This window comes from Caulobacter sp. GW821-FHT10E02, assembly GCF_059415225.1.
Window position 1 is genome coordinate 661,074 of sequence record NZ_JBWKMV010000001.1, and the last position, 17,389, is coordinate 678,462.

Genomic DNA, 17,389 nt, shown 5'->3' on the forward strand with positions numbered 1-17,389 from the left:
CGGGCTTGACCGGCGGGGCTTCCCCCCTCAAATCCCGCTCCTGCCTCGAAGCGCCCATTGCGGGACGACGGGGCAGGGACATATTGTCCGCCCCCATCGTCCTGCCGCAACACACGCGGCGCCATCCTCACGGCAATTTGCAAGTCATGGTCCAGTCTCACTTCAAGGGCGTCATCCCGGCCCTCGTCACGCCGTTCCGCGACGGTGAGGTGGACGAAAAAGCGTTCGTGGCCCTGGTCGAGCGCCAGATCTCGGGCGGCGTCCACGGCCTGGTGCCGGTCGGCACCACCGGCGAGACCTCGACCCTGTCGCACGACGAGCACAAGCGCGTCGTCGAGCTGTGCGTGAAGACCGCCGCCGGCCGCGTGCCGGTGATCGCGGGCGCGGGCAGCAACTCGACCGCCGAGGCCGTCGAGCTGGCCGCCCACGCCAAGGCCGTCGGCGCCGACGCCTGCCTGGTGGTGACGCCTTACTACAATCGCCCAAGCCAAGAGGGCATGTACCAGCACTACAAGGCGATCAACGACGCCGTGGAGCTGCCGGTGTTCGTCTACAACGTGCCGGGCCGCACGGGCGTCGACATCTCCAACGAGACCCTGGCGCGCCTCTCGAAGCTGCCCAACATCGTCGGCATCAAGGACGCCACGGGCGACCTGACCCGCATCAGCATGCAGCGCCTGCTGTGCGGTCCCGACTGGGTGCTGCTGACCGGCGATGACCCGTCGGCCCTGGGCTACATGGCCCACGGCGGCCACGGCGTGATCTCGGTGACCTCGAACGTCGCCCCGGACGCCTGCGCCGCCTTCATGAACGCCTGCATGGCCGGCCAGTGGGAAACCGCCCTCTATTGGCAGGATCGCCTGGTGCGCCTGCACAAGGCGCTGTTCTTGGACAGCTCGCCGGCCCCCACCAAGTTCGCCATGGCCCAGCTGGGCCTGTGCTCGGATGAGGCGCGCCTGCCGATCACCACCTGCGCCGAAGCCGTGCGTCCGACCATCCTGGAAGCCATGCGCGAGGCTGGTCTGCAGTAATGACGAAGCCGATCGCGGAGAACCGGCGCGCCCGGTACGACTACTTCATCGAGGAGGTCTTCGAGGCCGGCATCATGCTGACCGGCACCGAGGTGAAGTCACTGCGCGTCGGCCGGGCCAATATCGCCGAATCCTACGCGTCGGTCGAAGGGCGTGAGATCAAGCTGATCAACGCCGACATCCCGCCCTACGGCCACGCCAACCGCTTCAACCACGAGCCGCGCCGGCACCGGAAGCTGCTGCTGCATCGCAAGCAGATCGACAAGCTGATCGGCGCGGTCCAGCGCGACGGCCGGACGATGATCCCGCTGAAGCTCTATTGGAACGACAAGGGCCTGGCCAAGCTGGAGATCGGCCTGGCGAAGGGCAAGAAGAACCACGACAAGCGCGAGACCGAAGCGGCCCGCGACTGGCAGCGTGACAAGGCCCGCCTGATGAAGAGCGGCGGGCGCGACGACTGATCGTCTCTAGTGAAGCCCCATCGCGGCGAAGCCGATGGCGAGGCCTAGCGCGAAGGCTCCGGCGCTGACGATCAGGAAGGTCCGGACCTCGGTCCGCAGCTGGTTGCGTGTCGTTTGGGCCATGACGTGGCTCCGGCAAACCGCGCCTCCCAAGGCGCGACAAATCAGTCCCTGATGAAATGTTAGCCCTAACAGGGGCGGAACATTGTCAAGGATTGTAAAGGTGTGCGCCTACGCGGCTGCCGGGAGTTCGTACACTCGCGAGCGCACCCCGCGCTCGAACAGCGCGCCGCACATGTCGAGGGCGCGCTTGTAGGCGGTTTCGCGGTTGTCGAAGAGGCCGGCGGGGCGGCCATTCTCGGAGACGACCCAGCCGTCGGTTTCAGGGGCGATCTCGATACGGGCGGCGTCGGGCATGACGACAACTCCCTGGATGCGACTCGCGCCCTTCGCTGAGGCGCGAGAACTTCCTTAACGCGAGCTGCTTCGGGTTCATTGTCAAGGAATGTAAACAGTGGGCGGACAGTCCCGCCGCGCCCATCGTCTAGCCGTTCTCCAGCGCCAGCAGGGCGAAGGTGGCCAGCCAGTGCTCGCCCATATAGTCGCCGGCGATGTGCGGGATGGCCGCCGCCAGGTGGGCGAGGGCGGCGTTGACCGCCAGCTGCTTGGCCGGATCCTCCTCGGGCATGGCCACGGCCAGCAGCCGCCAGCACCAGGCGCGCGACAGGTTCAGGCCGTCCAGGTGGGCGATCTTGCCGTCGCTGCGATCGCTGACCCGGGCGGGCGAGAACAGGGTGGCGGGCTGCTTTTCGGCCAGGTCCGGCAGGAAGCGCGGGAACCACACGTCGAAGCTCTCGCGCGGCAGCAGGCGGCGCATGGCCTCGGCCTCGATCAGGGCGGGCGAGAGGAAGTCGTCGCCTGACGGCTCCCAGCCCTGGCAGGCGGCGTCCTGGCCGTACCAGAGGAGGGCCCGGTTCTGCATCAGGTCGAAGAAGGCCTGGTCGTCGGTCATCACCGCATATTCGGTGGCCAGGACCAGGGCGAAGGCGGTGTTGTAGTGGGTGCCCGTGCGGACCGGATAGTCGGCGATCGGCAGGAAGGCGTCGAAGCGCGCCTTGAAGGCGGCGGCCAGCGGCGCGTGGACGTCGGCCCAGGGGCGCTGCCTGTGACGCAGCAGTTCGGCCTGCAGCATCAGGCTCCAGGCCCAGCCGTAGGGACGCTCGAAGCCGCGGCTTTCGGGACGCTGCACATAGGCCGTCTCGACGCCGACCTTCTCGTGGGTGAAGGCGTCGTCGAACAGGGCGATGATCTGGTCGGCCTCCGGCATCTCCGGGCGCAGACGCAGCAGGGTGGCCAGCAGCCAGTAGCCATGCACGCACGAGTGCCAGTCGAAGCTGCCGTAGAAGATCGGGTGCAGCTCACGCGGCGAGCGGACGTCGTCCGGCCCCGCCATCACGTGGTCCAGCTTGTTCGGATACTCGCGGGTCAGGTGGCCCAGGGCGATCTTGGCGAAGCGCGAGGCGGTGGAGCGGGCGAGGCTCATTTGTGAAAAGCCAGGGCGTTCATCAGGACCACATTGACGATCAGCATCAGGAGCGCGGTCGGCGCCTGGGCGCGGATCACGGCGTAGCGGTCCTTCAACTGTAGGAGCGCGGCCGGCACAAGGTTGAAATTGGCGGCCAGGGGCGTCAGCAGCGTGCCGCAGAAGCCCGACAACATGCCGATGGCGCAGACCACGGCCGGATCGCCGCCGAAACGACCGATGACCAGGGGCAGGGCGATGCCGCCGGTCATCACCGGGAAGGCGGCAAAGGCGTTGCCCATCATCACCGTGAACACGGCCATGCCCAGGCAATAGGCGGCGACGGCGGCGAAGCGGCTGTCGACCGGGGTGATCATCACCGCCAGCTCGCCGATGGTCTTGCCGACGCCGGCGAGGGCGAAGACCGCGCCGAGGGCGGCCAGCATCTGCGGCAGCAGGGCGGCCCAGCCGACCAGGTCCATCAGCCGGCGGCCTTCCTGCAAGGGCGCGGAAGCCGGCTGGCGGAACATCACCTGGGCCAGGATCGCCGCGACCACTGCGGCCAGGGCCAGCGAGACCAGCGTCGCCTGCTTGGGATCGACCACGGGCGCGCCGTGCAGCGTCAGGCGCTTGAACACCAGGGTCCCGAGCAGCACCAGCACCGGGATGACCAGGGCGGGGATGAACAGGCGCGCGCCATAGGTCGCCGCCAGGCTTTCGCGCTCGGCGGGCGAGGTGGTCTTAGGGACGCCGACGCCCAGCTGGCCGGTCCCGGCGATCAGCGCCAGGCCCACCGCCAGGAAGCCGTTGCCCAGGTCGCCGAAGTGGTCGCCGAACAGGAAGCTCAAGGCGAACAGGCCCCAGAAGGCGGCGTTGCCGAAGCGCTTGGTGTTCTCGCGATCGAAGGCGCTGAGCACGGCGAAGGCGCCGAACGTCAGGCCGGCCAGCAGGTAGACGAGGGGCAGGCCGATCATTGCTCGACCTCGGGTTTGGCCAGGGCGCGATCGAACAGCAGCAGCCGCGCGCCGTGGATGAAGAAGGCGGCGATGGCCGACGGAATGGCCCACATGGAGAGGTGCAGCGGTTCGACCGTGATGCCGCTCTGGTCCAGGAAGCCGACGATCAGCAGGATCGAGCCGATGGCCAGGAAGATGTCCTCGCCGAAGAACAGTCCGACATTGTCGGTGGCCGCACTCATGGCTTTCACCTTTTCGCGGTTGTCGTCGGACAGCGGCTCGGCCACGGCCTCGGCCATGGGGGCGACCAGCGGGCGGACGGTCTGGGCTTGGCCGGCGACCGTGGTCAGGCCTAGCGCCGCCGTCAGTTGGCGGATCAGGAGGTAGGCGATCAGGACCCGCCCGGCCGTTGCGGCCGCCAGGCTCTGGATCGTCCGGCGCGCCTGCTCCTTGAGGCCGGCGCGCTCCAGCACGCCGATGGCCGGCAGCACAAGCCAGGCGACGGTGACGTAGCGGTTGGTGTTGAAGGCCTTGCCGAAGGCGGCCAGCACCTCCAGGGGCGCAAGGCCGGCCGCCAGCCCCGAGGTCAGGGCGGCGGCGATGACGACCAGCAGCGGATTGAAGCGCAGGGCGAAGCCCAGCACGATCACCGCCACGCCCAGCAGCGTCAGCATCGGTCTCGATTCCCCCTGTTCGCGGGGACGGTCCGACGCCGGCGCGCGGTTGGCAAGCGGGCGCCGTCGCCAAAGGGCCTCTTGACGCTGGAACGCCCCGGCGCGACGCTAAGTCAACAATGATAACCTAGGGAGGCTCACCATGGCCGACGGTGCTCTGCCCATCACGTCCCTCAAGGGTAAGGTCAGCGAAGCCGAATGGCAGGCGCGGGTCGATCTCGCCGCCCTCTATCGTCTCGTGGCCCTGCACGGGTGGGATGACATGATCTTCACCCACATCTCGGCCCGCGTGCCGGGACCCGAGCATCACTTCCTGATCAACCCGTACGGCATGTTCTTCGGCGAGATGACCGCCTCGTGCCTGGTGAAGGTCGATCTGGAAGGCAACGTCATCGACAAGACGCCCTACTTCATCAATCCGGCGGGCTTCACGATCCACTCGGCCATCCACGCCGCGCGCGAGGACGCCCATTTCGTCATGCACCTGCACAGCGATCAGGGCGTGGCGGTGTCGGCGCACGCCGAGGGCCTGCTGCCGCTGACCCAGCACGCGCTAATCGTCTTGCCTCAGCTCGCCTATCACGACTATGAAGGCATTGCTCTCAACTTGGACGAGCGGGAACGGCTGGTGGCCGACCTGGGCGAGACCAAGAGGCTGATGATGCTGCGCAACCACGGCACGCTGTCGGTGGGCAGCACGGCTGCCGAGTGCTGGTTGGGGATGTTCTTCCTGGAGCGGGCGTGCGCGCAGCAGGTGATGGCGCTTTCGATCGGTCGCGACAACGTCCTGCTGGCGCCGGAAGGGGCCCAGGACGAGGTGCGCAAGCAGACCGGCATGGGCATGGGCATGATCGGCGGCCTGGCTTGGCCAGGCTGCCTGCGCAAGCTGGACCGCGAGCTGCCTGGCTACGCGGACTAGGCGCCTATTTCGTAGTCATGAGAGCCGTCGCGGTCCTGGCGATCGCGGCGGCTTTTTCATGCCTGGGCGCCGGCCCAGCGTTGGCCGGGGCTTGGCCAATGGCGCCGGGCCGCACCCAGGCGATCGCCAAGTACGAGCGGTCCGACGCCAGGCAGGGTTACGACCCGGACGGCGTCCTCGTCGCCATCGACCCGCGCCGGGACGAGAACCTGTCGGTCTTCGTCGAGCATGGCCTGACGCCGCGCCTGACCCTGCAGGCCAAGGCCGGCGTCACGCGTGGCCACGACAAGTGGGTGGAATACTCCGGACGCGGACCGATCGAGCTGGGCCTGCGCTGGACGGCGTATAAGGACGACCGCTCGTCCCTAGCCGTCTATCTCGGCGCGGGCGAGGCTGGGGTCGGCCGCAACGCCGGCTACGCCGCGCCAGGGCAGGGGAGCCTGGATCTGGAGGCGCGCGTGCTCTACGGCCGCTCGGCGACATGGAAGGGCTGCGAGGTGTTCGTCGATCTGGAGGCCGCGCGGCTGAAGCGCCAGGGCTTGGCCGACGAAACGCGTCTCGACGCCACGCTCGGCGTGCGGCCGGCCAAGCATTGGCTGGTCCTGGCCCAGACCTATGCCGGCCAGGCCGACCGTCGCCCTGTCCGCTCGCGCTGGGTGAAGAACGAACTGTCCGTCGTCCGCGCGTTCGGACCCTGGAGCGCGCAGCTGGGCTGGCGCGACACCGTCACAGGGCGAGAGACCGCTCGGGATCGCGGCGTCGTACTCGGTGTGTGGCGAAGGCTATAGCTTGTTTCAGCTTTGCAACAGTCGGTCATCCGGCTGTCACTGGACGTCGCTTTAGGCTGCGGTCATATCTTCGCCGAAATCCGCCGACTCCTCCCGGCGCGCTGGAGCCGTTCTTTGATCCGTAGGCACTTCTTCCTCGTGGTGGCCCTGGTCGCCGTTGTCGTGATGCTGGTTGTGGGCGGCTTGAAGCTGGCTTTCGGCAACAAGGACCCCAACAAGGCTGGCGGCGGCGGTCGTGCGACCAACGTCTCGCAGATGGTGGTCGGCGAGCGTCCGTTCATCGACCGCATCGAAGTGCTGGGCGCGGCCAAGGGTCGTCAGTCCGTGACGATCACCTCCAACACGCCCGAACTGATCACGGCCGTGCACTTCACCGACGGCGAGAGCGTCCGCAAGGGCCAGGTGCTGGTCGAGCTGAAGGCGGATCAAGAAGACGCCGGCATCTCGGAAGCCAAGGCGCGTTTGGCCCAGGCCGAGCGCGACTACGCCCGCTGGAAGACCCTGGCCGACAAGGGCATCGCCCCGCGCGCCACGGCCGAGCAATATCTGGCCGCGCTGGACGTGGCCAAGGCCGCCGTCGGCACGGCCAACGCCCAGAAGCTGGACCGCGTGCTGCGCGCGCCGTTCGCGGGCCGCGTCGGTATCTCGGACGTTGCGCCGGGCATGCTGATCGCCGCCGGCACGCCGATCGTCAGCCTGGACGACGCCTCGATCATCCGCGTCGATTTCTCGGTGCCGGACCGCTACCTGTCGACCCTGCGCATCGGCCTGCCGATCGCCGCGCGTCCCGACGCCCTGCCGGGCGAGACCTTCCAGGGCAAGATCGCCCAGATCGACACCCGCATCGATCCGGCTACCCGCGCCCTCAAGGCCCGCGCCGAATTCCCGAACGCCAACGCCCGCCTGAAGCCGGGCATGCTGGTCAAGGTCTCGATCGACCAAGGCACGCGCAACGGCGTCGCCGTGCCGGAAGCCGCCGTGCAGTTCGAAGGCAACCAGGCCTCGGTGTTCCGCATCGCCAAGGGCCCCAAGGGCCTGATCGCCCGCCGCACCGATGTCGACACCGGCCTCAGCGAGGGTGGCTTCGTCGAGATCCGCGCCGGCCTGAAGAAGGGCGACAAGATCGTCGCCGACGGCCTGAACCGCATCCAGGACGGCGCCCCGATCGGCGGCGGCAAGGGTGGTAAGGGCGGCAAGGACGGCAAGAAGGGCGAAGAGCACGCCAAGGGCGGCGCCGACCGCAAGGCCGGCTGATGCTTTCCGACCTTTCTGTCCGTCGTCCCGTATTCGCCGCGGTCGCGGCGATCATCCTCTGCGTCATCGGCCTGGCGGCCTACACCTCGCTGCCGATCCGTGAGCTGCCCAGTGTCGATCCGCCTGTCGTGTCGGTCTCGACCAGCTATCGCGGCGCCTCGGCCGAAGTCATCGAAGAGCGCATCACCCAGGTGATCGAGCGCCAGGTGGCCGGCATCCAGGGCATCGACCGCGTGAACTCGAGCAGCCGTGACGGCCGCTCGCAGATCACCATCACCTTCAACCTCGACCGCGACCTCGACGCGGCCGCCAACGACGTGCGCGACGCCGTCAGCCGGGTCACGGCCAACCTGCCTGACCAGGCCGACCCGCCGCAGATTGCCAAGGCCAACGCCGACGCCTCGCCGATCATCATCCTGAACCTGACCTCGACCACGCTGGATCCGCTGCAGCTGGCCGACTACGCCGACCGCTATCTGGTCGAGCGGATGTCGACCATCGACGGCGTGGCCCAGGCCAACCTGTTCGGGGCCAAGATCTACGCCATGCGCATCTGGCTGGACGCCAACCAGATGGCCGCGCGCGGCATCTCGGTGGACGACGTCGAGACCGCGCTGAACAGCCAGAACCTGGAACTGCCGGCCGGCTCGCTGGAAAGCGACGCCAAGGACTTCACCATCCGCGTGGCCCGCAGCTACGCCAAGCCCGAGGACTTCGCGCGCCTGCCGCTGCGCCCGGCCGACGCCTCCGGCTTCGTGCTGCGCCTGGGCGACGTGGCCCGGATCGAGGAAGGCGCGGACGAGCGCCGCAAGTTGTTCCGCGGCAACGGCGTCGACCAGGTCGGCATCGGCCTGACCCGTCAGTCGCAGGCCAACGACGTCGCCATCTCCGAGGCCGTCCGCAAGGAAGTGGCCACCATCAACGAGAGCCTGCCGCCCGGCACCAAGATGGTCGTGGCCGTGGACAACTCGGTGTTCACCGCCGAGGCCATCCACGAAGTCTGGATCACCATGGGCATGTCGATCGGCCTCGTCGTGCTGGTCAACCTGATCTTCCTGGGCAGCTGGCGCTCGGCGCTGATCCCCTCGATCGTCGCGCCGATCTGCATCCTGTCGACCTTCATCGTCCTGGCCCCGCTCGGCTTCTCGCTGAACCTGCTGACCCTGCTGGCCCTGGTGCTGGCCGTCGGCCTGGTCGTCGACGACGCCATCGTCGTGGTCGAGAACATCCAGCGCCGGGTGGACGAGGGCGAGCCGGCCCTGGTCGCCGCCGAGCGCGGCACCCGCCAGGTGTTCTTCGCCGTCGTCGCCACCACCATCGTGCTGATCTCGGTGTTCGCGCCGCTGATGTTCCTGCCCGGCTATATCGGCCGCCTGTTTGTCGAGCTGGCCGTGGCCATCGCCGCCGCCGTCGGCTTCTCGGCCCTGCTGGCCCTGTCGCTGTCGCCGATGATGGCGTCCAAGCTGCTGCGGCCGGCGCACGGCGAAGGCTGGCTGGCCAAGCGCGTCGATCGCGCCATGGACGCCCTGAAGAACTCGTACCGCGCGTCGCTGGAGAGCATCCTGGGCGGCTGGTCGGCGGCGATCGCCGGCGTCATGGTCGTGGTGCTGGCTGGCTTCGCGGCGCTGCTGTTCGTCAGTCTGCCCAAGGAACTGGTGCCGCCGGAAGATCGCGGCCGGGTCGACGTGGCGATCAACGGGCCGGAAGGCGCGGGCTACGACTACATCGAGGGCATCGGCCTGAAGGTCGAGAAGATCGTCGACAAGTACCGCAAGGACGGCGTCGCCGAGCGCATCCTGCTGACCATCCCGCGCTTTGGCGGCAACTCGTTCAACAGCGGCAGCAGTGTCGTGGTCATGAAGCCTTGGGGCGAACGGAAGAAGACCGCCGACCAGGTGGCCGCCGAGCTGAACAAGGAACTTTCCAAGATCACCAGCGTGCGGGCCATCGCCAGCGTGCGCGGTCCGTTCCAGCGGGGCGGCGGTGGCGGTGGGGGCGGCGGCACCAATGTCGACCTGATCGCCGTCGGCAACGACTATGTCCAGCTGGCCAACTGGCTGAAGCCGATCCTGGCCGACGCGCAAGGCAATCCGGGCTTCTCGCGTCCGCGCCTCGACTATGAGCCGACCTCGCCGCGCCTGTCGGTGCAGATCGACCAGGACAAGGCCGCCACCCTGGGCGTCTCGGCCCAGGCCATCGGCCGGGCCCTGGAAACCATGTTCGGTTCGCGCCAGGTCACGACCTACATCAAGAACGGCCAGGAATACGACGTCATCCTGCAGACCAACCTCGACCAGCGTCGCAGCGTCGCGGACCTGAACCGGCTGAACGTCCGCACCAGCTCCGGCGCCCTGGTGCCGCTGTCGACCGTGGTGACCACGCAGCTGCGCGGCGACACCCCGGACCGTCCGCGCGTCGACCGCCTGCGCTCGGTGACCCTGACCACCCAGCTGAACCCCGGCTACACCGTCGAGGACGCCGTGCGCTTCCTCCGCGAGGAAGCCGACCAGCGTCCGACGCCCGGGATCAGCATCAAGTGGGGCGGCCAGGCCAAGGACTACCTCGAAGGCTCGGGCGGCATCGCCATCGCCTTCGGCCTGGCCCTTCTGCTGGTGTTCCTGGTGCTGGCCGCGCAGTTCGAGAGCTGGATCCACCCGGCCGTCATCATGCTGACCGTGCCGCTGGCGGCGCTGGGCGGTCTGTTCGGCCTGCTGGTGATGGGCTCGACCATCAACACCTACAGCCAGATCGGCCTGATCATCCTCGTCGGCATCGCCACCAAGAACGGCATCCTGATCGTCGAGTTCGCCAACCAACTGCGCGACGAGGGGCTGACGGTGCGGGAAGCGGTGATCGAGGCCTCGGCCCTGCGCCTGCGTCCGATCATCATGACCTCGATCTCGGCCGCCATGGGCGCTCTGCCGCTTATGCTTTGGGCAGGGGCGGGCGCTGGCAGCCGTCAGACGATCGGCGCGGTGATCTTCACCGGCTCGATCTTCGCGACCCTGCTGACGCTCTTCATCGTTCCGGTGTTCTATGACCTCCTGGCGCGCTTCACGAAGTCGCCGGAGTGGACGGCCCGGCAGATCGAAGAGTATGAAGCCCGGGAAAAGAGCGGTGAGGGGCAAACCTCACCGGCATAAACCGGTGAGGAAGCATGGCTGACGGCTCTCTGACGGCCAAGCGGCAGGAAATCGCTCTGCTGCGCCGTCTCGAGGAACGGATTCTCTGGTTGGCGGCGTGGACCATCCACAACGCCAACCATCTCCGCGAAAGCCGCGACGGCCTGAAGGTCGGCGGGCACCAGGCGTCCAGCGCCTCGTGCGCCACGATCATGACCGCCCTCTACATGAAGGCGCTGCGGCCGCAGGACCGGGTGGCGGTCAAGCCGCACGCCAGCCCGATCTTCCACGCCATCCAGCACCTGTTCGGCCGTCAGACCCTGGAGAACCTGCAGCGCTTCCGGGCGATGGGCGGGGCCCAGTCCTATCCCTCGCGCACCAAGGACGTGGACGACGTCGACTTCTCGACCGGCTCGGTGGGCCTGGGCGTGGCCATGACCGCCTTCGCCTCGCTGGCCCAGGACTACCTGGCCGCGCGCGGCTCGGTGAAGCCGGAGAAGATGGGCCGGATGATCTCGCTGCTGGGCGACGCCGAGCTGGACGAGGGCAACATCTACGAGGCCCTGATCGAGGCCTGCAAGCACGACATCCGCAACACCTGGTGGATCGTCGACTACAACCGCCAGAGCCTGGACGCGACCACCCAGGACCGGATGTTCACCCGCTATGGCGAGATCTTCGAGGCCGCCGGCTGGCAGGTCGAGACGCTGAAGTGGTCCAAGCGCCAGCGCGAGGCCTTCGCCAAGCCGGGTGGCGAGGCGCTGCACGACTGGATCGAGACCGCGCCCAATGACCTGTTCGCGGCGCTGAGCTACCAGGGCGGCGCCGCTTGGCGTGAGCGGCTGACGACCGACCTGGCCGACAGTCCCAAGACGCTGGAACTGATCGCGTCCTACAAGGACGTCGACCTGGCCGAGCTGATGACCGAACTGGGCGGCCACTGCCTGGAGACCCTGCTGGAGGCCTTCGAGAAGGCCGGGCAGGACGACCGGCCGCGCTTCTTCATCGCCTATACGGTCAAGGGCCTGCGCCTGCCGTTCCAGGGCCACAAGGACAACCACGCCGGCCTGATGACGCCTTCGCAGATCGCCGAGCTGCGCGAGCGCCTGGGCGTGATCGAGGGCGAGGAGTGGGACCCGCTGTCGGGCCTGTCGGCCGCCGAGCGCACGGCGCTGAAGGGTCTCGTCGCCCGCGCCCCGTTCGCCGCCGAGGTCGAGCGTAACCACGACGCTCCGATGATCCAGACGCCCACGGCCGACGAACTGCTGGCGGCCGTGACCGGCGGCAAGAACGATGGCGAGCAGTCGACCCAGGCCGCCTTCGGCAAGGTGATGTTCGAGATCGCCGCCCGGAAGGACGACTTCGCCGGCCACGTGGTCACCACCTCGCCGGACGTGACGGTGTCGACCAACCTGGGCGGCTTCGTGAACCGGCGGGGCGTGTTCCAGCGACGGGCCCACGAGGACGTCTTCAAGCGCCGCCGCATCCCCTCGGCCCAGGTGTGGTCCAAGGCCGAGACCGGCCAGCACGTCGAGCTGGGCATCGCCGAGAACAACCTGTTCATCGCCTTGGCGGCGCTGGGCCTCACCGGTCCGCTATTCGGCGAGCGACTGTTCCCGGTCGGGACGCTGTACGACCCCTTCATCGCCCGCGGCCTCGATGCCCTGAACTACGCCTGCTACCAGGACGCCCGCTTCCTGCTGGTCGCCACGCCCTCGGGCCTGACCCTGGCCCCCGAAGGCGGCGCGCACCAGTCGATCAACGCGCCCGTCATCGGCATGGCCCAGCCGGGCCTGGATACCTATGAGCCGGCCTTCGCCGACGAGACGGCGGTGCTGATGGCCCACGCCTTCGACCGCATCCAGGCCAAGGACGGCTGCTCGACCTATCTGCGCCTCTCCACCCGCGCCATCGCTCAGCCCGAGCGGGCGGACGACGCCTGGCGTCACGGCGTGATCGACGGGGCCTATTGGCTCAAAGCCCCCGCGCCGGGCGCGCGCCTAGCCCTGGTCTACAGCGGCGCGCTGGCGCCCGAGGCCCTGGCGGCGTTCGAGGCCCTGGCCGAGGATATGCCGGAAGCAGGCCTGCTGGCCGTCACCTCGGCCGACGTGCTGCACCGCGACTGGACCGCCTCGGGCCGCGCCCGCTGGACCGGGGAGGGTGCTCGCGCCTCGACCATCGAGACCCTGCTGGCCCCGCTGGACCGCGACGCCGGCTTGGTGACCCTGACCGACGGCGCGCCGCTGGCGTTGTCGTGGCTAGGCTCGGTGCGCGGGCAGCGGGTGCGAGCGCTGGGCCTGGAGGTGTTCGGCCAGTCGGGCGACCTGCCGGACCTCTACGGCAAGTACCGCCTGGACGCTGAGGCCATCCTGGACGCCTGCGCGGACCTGCTCGCCTAGTATCCGTCCAGGATCGTCTGGCCGCACAGCAGCCCGTCACGGAAGCGGTAGATCAGCCGCACGCGGGTGTCGGTCCAGATATGACCGTCGGGGCTCTCGACAGAATACTGCACCTCGGTGGTCAGGGCGTCGGCGGTTTCGTCGAGGATCTGGATCAGCTGGATGTTGGGGATGATGGTCGCGAAGACGCGGGCGAAATAGGCCAGCACGGCCTCCTTGCCGACCGGGTCTTCGCCATCGTCCAGGGTGTTGGGCCAGGTGCTGGCGTCATGGAACAGCGGCCGCAAGCGCGGCGTGTCGTGCGCGTTGAAGGCTTCGAAAGCCTTGTCCAGCAACGCTTCCATCGCGCTCATGGCGTGTCCCGGCCTCGACCGCTGTCGTCGACGTCCTGCTCGACGATCAGCCCCCGTTCGAGACGATACCAGACGGTGACGAGGTCGTCCTGCCAGAGCCCGCCGCCGGGGCCGCGCGTCTCCACCTGCAGGCGCGCGCGCCACCGTCCGTCCGGCTCGTGGGCGAGGTCGATCGGCGCCAGTTCAACGCGGATGGTCTCGAACAGCTGGACGAAGTGGGCGCGGATGGCCTCATGGCCCTCGACCATGCCGCCCTCCAGGCCGTCGGCGAACCGGGCGCCGGGCGCGTAGCAGGCGAGCGTCGCATCGAGATCGCGGGCGTTGATGGCCGCGTAGAGCTCAGCGATGCGGTCTTCGTCCCGCGTCATGGGCCTGGATCCGTTTCCCCCTTGGAAACGATATCCATGCGCCAGAACAGCCCGTCGCGAAGCGTGTAACAATGCCGCACGCACAGGTCCGACCACTGCTGGCCCTTGCGGTTCCAGATCACCTGGTTGGCGTCGACCACGATGCGGCCGTCGTCGGTGACGTGGACCTCGACGGGCGTGATCTCCACGCGGATGTAGCCGTCATTGTAGGTCCAGTAGTCCCGCACCTGCTCGGGCGTGGTCAGCAAGCCGCCCCGCGTCACGTCCGGCCACTCCAGCTGGGGCGCGACCAGGGCGCGGAACGCCTCGAAGTCGCGCTGGCCGTTGGCGTCGTAGAGACGCTGGATCAGCGCCTCCACCTCTGGCGGGGCCGGGCGCATGGCTATGGGGCCGGCTTGTAGCCCGTCTCGACCTTCAGGTACGCGATCAGGTCGATGCGGTCCTTGGGATCGTGGATGCCGGCGAAGGTCATCTTGGTGCCGGGCAGGAAGCCGCGCGGGTCGGTCAGCCACTTGTCCAGGTGCTCGGCGTCCCAGGTGAAGCCAGCGTTCTGGACCGCCTGCGAATAGGTGTAGCCTGGCTTGGAGCCGGCCTTGCGGCCGAACACGCCGTAGAGGTTGGGGCCAGTCAGGTCCGGACCGCCCTCGGTGGCGGTGTGGCACGAGCGGCAGAAGGCGAACTTGCTCTGGCCGTTCGACAGGTCGCCGGTGTTGTAAGGCGCGGGGAGGGCGGCCAGGGCCGCGGCCTTGTCGGCGTCGGTCGGCGCGGCCGCGGCTGCGGGAGCGTCGGCGGGGGCAGAGGCCGGCGCCTCGCCGGAACTGCCGCCATCCTTCGAACAGGCCGAAAGGGCGATGAAGGCGACCCCGATGGCGGCCAGTTTCACGATGCGCATGATGATCCCCGACTGACGTTTCGCCGCAGGCTCTGCGACGGCGCGACGCATTCCAAACCCTTATAAAATCAGGGCCGTGGCGTTGTCACGGAACAATGTTCCTTAAGGCGAGCTTGAGCAAACCCCTGCGACAATTGCCGGTATCTACGTGATTCTTATTGCAAAAAGTGAAATCGCAAACCGTGGGTCTGCACATAAACGTTTGACGTGCGTTAACCATAAAATCTACCAATTTCCTCACGGAGCGGGCTGGCTCCGGGCTGGGCTGGGAAACAAGATCATGGACTGGAGCGAAGAACGCACCGCGACCCTGAAGAAGCTGTGGCTCGAGGGCCTGAGCGCGAGCCAGGTGGCCCGCCAGCTGGGCGGCGTCAGCCGCAGCGCGGTGATCGGCAAGGTGCATCGTCTGGGCATCACGGTTCGTGAAACCCCCGTCCGTCAGCGGACGACCACCCGGTCCCCGTCGCGGATCGTGGTCCGTCGCCCGACCCGTGAAACGACCGCCGCGCCCCACGTCGCTCCGCGCTACGAGCGCACCGAGGAGGACCTGCTGCCGACCTCGGGCATTCTGGAATTGGGCACGCACTCGTGCCGCTGGCCGATCGGCAATCCGGAAGGCGACGACTTCGGCTTCTGCGGCCGCCCCAAGCTGACCGCCCGCGGTTCCTACTGCGAGCAGCACAACGCCGGCGCCTTCCGCCGCCTGGGCAACGCCCGCGCCGTCGAGACCTGGGCCTTGAAGGGCCTCAAGGAACGCGTCCAGCCTAGCTTGGCCTAGCGCTTCCTCTCTCCGCCGACTTTCCTTTCTTCCTCGAGATCACCGAGCAGAACCCCATGAACATGGTCCTCATCGAGAACACCGCCGGCAGCAGCCAAGTGATCACCATCATCGAGGAGTTCGCCGGCCACTCGGTGTCGCGCGACCTCAACCCCGGCGACCACGCCAGCATCCCGGTGACCCAGTTCAAGTCGATCACGGTGCGCGAGACCTATCCCGACGATTGGTTGACGCGCGGCCTGAACCGGAACCGCGCCGCGGCGGCGTAATTTCCCGTCTAAATTGAAAGAGATGACCCCGCGAAGCCTTTCGCGGGGTTTTTCGTTTCCCCAAGGGGCGCCGCAGATTGCGTGACCGTTAACCGTGTGACACACAGAGCGCCGTTTTGTGGGGGCGGAAAACGACAATGTACGAGGGGGAAGAGCGCGCCGACGTGGTCCAGGACCACGCGCTGCCGCTGCCGAGTTACCTGAGCTATCTTCTCTACCAGACCGAGCAGCATCGCCGCGCGGTGTCGGCCGATCTCCTGGCCCGCCACGGCCTGACCTTCGCCAAGTGGGTGGCGATGATCTCGCTGCGACGGTTTGGCAATTTGTCGATGACCCGCCTGGCCAAGCTGGCGGCCACCGACCGCACGACGCTGACGCGCTCGATCGACAGCCTGATCAATGACGGCCTGGTGGCGCGCGAGACCTCGTCCGCCGACCGCCGTATCGTGGTCATCTGCCTGACGGACACCGGTCGCAGCCTGCTGGAAACCATCCGCGCCGAGATCCGTCCCCTGAACCGCGAGATCTGCGCCAATCTGACCACGGAAGAGCAGGCGGCCATGACGCGCTATCTGCAGAAGATGCTGTCGGGACTGATCGTCGAGCCGGACTGGAAGCAGGACGTGATCGCGTTCTCGACCCCGGCTCCGCCGGAGACGGTTTGAGGAACCGTCTTCAAAAAACAGGCTATCACCATTTAGGCGGGCTAGTTCCCAGGTTGCGACCTATGGCTTAGCTTCTTTCGCATGGCTGATCCTACGCCCCCAGACAAGGCCATCACCGCGTCCCATGCGGTAGTGAAGCTTGCCGCTCCGCCGACCATTCAGGCATCAGCTAAGCCCGTTGAAGTTGTCATTAAGCAAATGCCGCCTGACGACCACGGGTTTGACTACGTAAATATGGGTGTGTCTGGCGGCGTAGGCCTAGTAGGCGCCGTCATTGGCGCTGTGCTGGGTTATCACCTCACGAAGAAAACCCAGGAGGCGGCGAGGGAGCGTGATGAACGCGACAAGAACGCTTTCGCATCCTTCGTAATGGGACAGAAGCTCGGCAAAATTTACTCTTGTCTGACAGTCATCAATCAGATGTTCGTGGACGCGTCCATGAAATCTACTGAGGAGCGTCAGTCATACGTATTCATCAATGCTATGCCCGCTGCGAATAGCTTTGAGAGGGTCCACTTCGGCCCAGAGGAGTTATGGCGAACCGGGAGGATTGCAGACCTCGCCTTTATCAACCGGGTCACGCTGCTGGACGACCACTTCAATGGCTTGATTAGTATGTTGGAGCGCTATGAACGCGAGCGGTCGGTGCACATTGAAAAAGTCACACGCATCGGAACACCGATCGCCGGTGGGTTTCAGATCGACTGGTCGCACGACGAATTCAAACAGGAGCTTCCAAAGTTCGCGGCATTGGATCGTTTGATTATCAGCATCATCGAAGCGTCCGAGAAGGATCGGCCACGAGCTCATCAGGCTATTATCGACCTACATAAAGGTACTGGCCGATATCTGAAGAAACAAAACCGTATTGAGCTGACGAACTTGGATGGGATTCCGGAAACAATCTTTGCGTTGGATCCTTAGTCAATGAAAGTCGA

The 17,389-nt window shown here is 67.2% G+C and carries 20 protein-coding genes; 11 read left to right on the top strand and 9 right to left on the bottom strand.

All coding sequences use genetic code 11. The annotated features are described in order from the left end of the window. The first annotated feature begins 146 nt into the window (after positions 1-146). Positions 147-1,031, top strand: coding sequence for a 4-hydroxy-tetrahydrodipicolinate synthase (dapA, locus tag AC07NI_RS03140; RefSeq protein ID WP_494616188.1), 885 nt, complete (start codon positions 147-149; stop codon positions 1,029-1,031). After that, a complete protein-coding gene (smpB, locus tag AC07NI_RS03145; protein ID WP_291873358.1) occupies positions 1,031-1,492 on the top strand; it encodes an SsrA-binding protein SmpB in 462 nt (153 codons plus the stop codon). The genes dapA and smpB overlap by 1 nt, the downstream gene beginning before the upstream one ends. 6 nt (positions 1,493-1,498) lie before the next feature. On the opposite strand, the gene AC07NI_RS03150 is transcribed toward smpB, so the two are convergent. From AC07NI_RS03150 to AC07NI_RS03170, 5 genes are all read right to left on the bottom strand, one after another. Continuing rightward, positions 1,499-1,615 carry a hypothetical protein gene (locus AC07NI_RS03150; RefSeq protein ID WP_494616191.1) on the bottom strand — a complete coding sequence of 39 codons (117 nt, stop codon included), beginning with the start codon at positions 1,613-1,615 and terminating at the stop codon, positions 1,499-1,501. 108 nt (positions 1,616-1,723) lie between these two features. After that, positions 1,724-1,909: a hypothetical protein gene (locus AC07NI_RS03155; protein ID WP_494616195.1), complete on the bottom strand. Its 186-nt coding sequence runs from the start codon at positions 1,907-1,909 to the stop codon at positions 1,724-1,726. Positions 1,910-2,036: 127 nt separating this feature from the next. Next, positions 2,037-3,035 (bottom strand): DUF2891 domain-containing protein, encoded by a 999-nt coding sequence (locus tag AC07NI_RS03160; protein WP_494616198.1) that lies wholly within the window; start codon positions 3,033-3,035, stop codon positions 2,037-2,039. Further along, entirely contained in the window at positions 3,032-3,988 is a 957-nt protein-coding gene (locus tag AC07NI_RS03165) for a DUF979 domain-containing protein (protein ID WP_494616201.1), read from the bottom strand. Before AC07NI_RS03165 ends, AC07NI_RS03160 begins: the two co-directional genes overlap by 4 nt. Continuing rightward, positions 3,985-4,644, bottom strand: a complete 660-nt coding sequence (locus AC07NI_RS03170; RefSeq protein WP_494616203.1) for a DUF969 domain-containing protein — start codon at positions 4,642-4,644, stop codon at positions 3,985-3,987. Before AC07NI_RS03170 ends, AC07NI_RS03165 begins: the two co-directional genes overlap by 4 nt. Before the next feature lie 142 nt (positions 4,645-4,786). Between AC07NI_RS03170 and AC07NI_RS03175 the strand changes: the two genes are divergently transcribed. From AC07NI_RS03175 to AC07NI_RS03195, 5 genes are all read left to right on the top strand, one after another. Then, the gene (locus tag AC07NI_RS03175) at positions 4,787-5,563 is read left to right on the top strand and encodes a class II aldolase/adducin family protein (RefSeq protein ID WP_494616206.1); all 777 of its coding nucleotides are present in this window, start codon (positions 4,787-4,789) and stop codon (positions 5,561-5,563) included. Between the two features lie 98 nt (positions 5,564-5,661). Beyond that, positions 5,662-6,351, top strand: a complete 690-nt coding sequence (locus tag AC07NI_RS03180; protein WP_494616209.1) for a hypothetical protein — start codon at positions 5,662-5,664, stop codon at positions 6,349-6,351. A 114-nt stretch (positions 6,352-6,465) separates the two neighbouring features. Further along, positions 6,466-7,605 carry an efflux RND transporter periplasmic adaptor subunit gene (locus AC07NI_RS03185; RefSeq protein WP_494616211.1) on the top strand — a complete coding sequence of 380 codons (1,140 nt, stop codon included), beginning with the start codon at positions 6,466-6,468 and terminating at the stop codon, positions 7,603-7,605. Then, positions 7,605-10,748 carry an efflux RND transporter permease subunit gene (locus tag AC07NI_RS03190; protein ID WP_494616213.1) on the top strand — a complete coding sequence of 1,048 codons (3,144 nt, stop codon included), beginning with the start codon at positions 7,605-7,607 and terminating at the stop codon, positions 10,746-10,748. Before AC07NI_RS03185 ends, AC07NI_RS03190 begins: the two co-directional genes overlap by 1 nt. Before the next feature lie 14 nt (positions 10,749-10,762). After that, complete coding sequence (locus AC07NI_RS03195; RefSeq protein WP_494616216.1) at positions 10,763-13,126, top strand: thiamine pyrophosphate-binding protein; 2,364 nt, start codon at positions 10,763-10,765, stop codon at positions 13,124-13,126. On the opposite strand, the gene AC07NI_RS03200 is transcribed toward AC07NI_RS03195, so the two are convergent. Genes AC07NI_RS03200 through AC07NI_RS03215 form a run of 4 tightly spaced genes read right to left on the bottom strand, consistent with a single transcriptional unit; the run spans position 13,123 to position 14,739 of the window. Further along, the gene (locus AC07NI_RS03200) at positions 13,123-13,479 is read right to left on the bottom strand and encodes a nuclear transport factor 2 family protein (RefSeq protein ID WP_494616222.1); all 357 of its coding nucleotides are present in this window, start codon (positions 13,477-13,479) and stop codon (positions 13,123-13,125) included. The genes AC07NI_RS03195 and AC07NI_RS03200 overlap by 4 nt on opposite strands. Then, positions 13,476-13,847 carry a nuclear transport factor 2 family protein gene (locus AC07NI_RS03205; RefSeq protein WP_494616226.1) on the bottom strand — a complete coding sequence of 124 codons (372 nt, stop codon included), beginning with the start codon at positions 13,845-13,847 and terminating at the stop codon, positions 13,476-13,478. The genes AC07NI_RS03200 and AC07NI_RS03205 overlap by 4 nt, the downstream gene beginning before the upstream one ends. Beyond that, positions 13,844-14,227 (bottom strand): nuclear transport factor 2 family protein, encoded by a 384-nt coding sequence (locus tag AC07NI_RS03210; RefSeq protein ID WP_494616228.1) that lies wholly within the window; start codon positions 14,225-14,227, stop codon positions 13,844-13,846. The genes AC07NI_RS03205 and AC07NI_RS03210 overlap by 4 nt, the downstream gene beginning before the upstream one ends. Before the next feature lie 2 nt (positions 14,228-14,229). After that, complete coding sequence (locus AC07NI_RS03215) at positions 14,230-14,739, bottom strand: c-type cytochrome (protein WP_494616231.1); 510 nt, start codon at positions 14,737-14,739, stop codon at positions 14,230-14,232. Positions 14,740-15,019: 280 nt separating this feature from the next. Here AC07NI_RS03215 and AC07NI_RS03220 point away from each other — a divergent pair, with 280 nt between their 5' ends. From AC07NI_RS03220 to AC07NI_RS03235, 4 genes are all read left to right on the top strand, one after another. Further along, the gene (locus AC07NI_RS03220) at positions 15,020-15,517 is read left to right on the top strand and encodes a GcrA family cell cycle regulator (RefSeq protein WP_494616234.1); all 498 of its coding nucleotides are present in this window, start codon (positions 15,020-15,022) and stop codon (positions 15,515-15,517) included. Between the two features lie 56 nt (positions 15,518-15,573). Continuing rightward, positions 15,574-15,786 carry a hypothetical protein gene (locus AC07NI_RS03225; protein WP_494616236.1) on the top strand — a complete coding sequence of 71 codons (213 nt, stop codon included), beginning with the start codon at positions 15,574-15,576 and terminating at the stop codon, positions 15,784-15,786. A gap of 137 nt (positions 15,787-15,923) precedes the next feature. Beyond that, on the top strand, positions 15,924-16,451 hold the full coding sequence (locus tag AC07NI_RS03230; protein ID WP_494616237.1) for a MarR family winged helix-turn-helix transcriptional regulator: 528 nt from the start codon (positions 15,924-15,926) through the stop codon (positions 16,449-16,451). An 81-nt stretch (positions 16,452-16,532) separates the two neighbouring features. Beyond that, entirely contained in the window at positions 16,533-17,375 is an 843-nt protein-coding gene (locus AC07NI_RS03235) for a hypothetical protein (protein ID WP_494616238.1), read from the top strand. Positions 17,376-17,389: the final 14 nt, after the last annotated feature.

Bases quoted from the DNA above. Each gene is read 5' to 3' on its own strand.
- dapA (WP_494616188.1), top strand. From the start codon at position 147: ATGGTCCAGTCTCACTTCAAGGGCGTCATCCCGGCCCTCGTCACGCCG.
- smpB (WP_291873358.1), top strand. From the start codon at position 1,031: ATGACGAAGCCGATCGCGGAGAACCGGCGCGCCCGGTACGACTACTTC.
- AC07NI_RS03150 (WP_494616191.1), bottom strand. From the start codon at position 1,615: ATGGCCCAAACGACACGCAACCAGCTGCGGACCGAGGTCCGGACCTTC.
- AC07NI_RS03155 (WP_494616195.1), bottom strand. From the start codon at position 1,909: ATGCCCGACGCCGCCCGTATCGAGATCGCCCCTGAAACCGACGGCTGG.
- AC07NI_RS03160 (WP_494616198.1), bottom strand. From the start codon at position 3,035: ATGAGCCTCGCCCGCTCCACCGCCTCGCGCTTCGCCAAGATCGCCCTG.
- AC07NI_RS03165 (WP_494616201.1), bottom strand. From the start codon at position 3,988: ATGATCGGCCTGCCCCTCGTCTACCTGCTGGCCGGCCTGACGTTCGGC.
- AC07NI_RS03170 (WP_494616203.1), bottom strand. From the start codon at position 4,644: ATGCTGACGCTGCTGGGCGTGGCGGTGATCGTGCTGGGCTTCGCCCTG.
- AC07NI_RS03175 (WP_494616206.1), top strand. From the start codon at position 4,787: ATGGCCGACGGTGCTCTGCCCATCACGTCCCTCAAGGGTAAGGTCAGC.
- AC07NI_RS03180 (WP_494616209.1), top strand. From the start codon at position 5,662: ATGGCGCCGGGCCGCACCCAGGCGATCGCCAAGTACGAGCGGTCCGAC.
- AC07NI_RS03190 (WP_494616213.1), top strand. From the start codon at position 7,605: ATGCTTTCCGACCTTTCTGTCCGTCGTCCCGTATTCGCCGCGGTCGCG.
- AC07NI_RS03195 (WP_494616216.1), top strand. From the start codon at position 10,763: ATGGCTGACGGCTCTCTGACGGCCAAGCGGCAGGAAATCGCTCTGCTG.
- AC07NI_RS03200 (WP_494616222.1), bottom strand. From the start codon at position 13,479: ATGAGCGCGATGGAAGCGTTGCTGGACAAGGCTTTCGAAGCCTTCAAC.
- AC07NI_RS03205 (WP_494616226.1), bottom strand. From the start codon at position 13,847: ATGACGCGGGACGAAGACCGCATCGCTGAGCTCTACGCGGCCATCAAC.
- AC07NI_RS03210 (WP_494616228.1), bottom strand. From the start codon at position 14,227: ATGCGCCCGGCCCCGCCAGAGGTGGAGGCGCTGATCCAGCGTCTCTAC.
- AC07NI_RS03215 (WP_494616231.1), bottom strand. From the start codon at position 14,739: ATGCGCATCGTGAAACTGGCCGCCATCGGGGTCGCCTTCATCGCCCTT.
- AC07NI_RS03220 (WP_494616234.1), top strand. From the start codon at position 15,020: ATGGACTGGAGCGAAGAACGCACCGCGACCCTGAAGAAGCTGTGGCTC.
- AC07NI_RS03225 (WP_494616236.1), top strand. From the start codon at position 15,574: ATGAACATGGTCCTCATCGAGAACACCGCCGGCAGCAGCCAAGTGATC.
- AC07NI_RS03230 (WP_494616237.1), top strand. From the start codon at position 15,924: ATGTACGAGGGGGAAGAGCGCGCCGACGTGGTCCAGGACCACGCGCTG.
- AC07NI_RS03235 (WP_494616238.1), top strand. From the start codon at position 16,533: ATGGCTGATCCTACGCCCCCAGACAAGGCCATCACCGCGTCCCATGCG.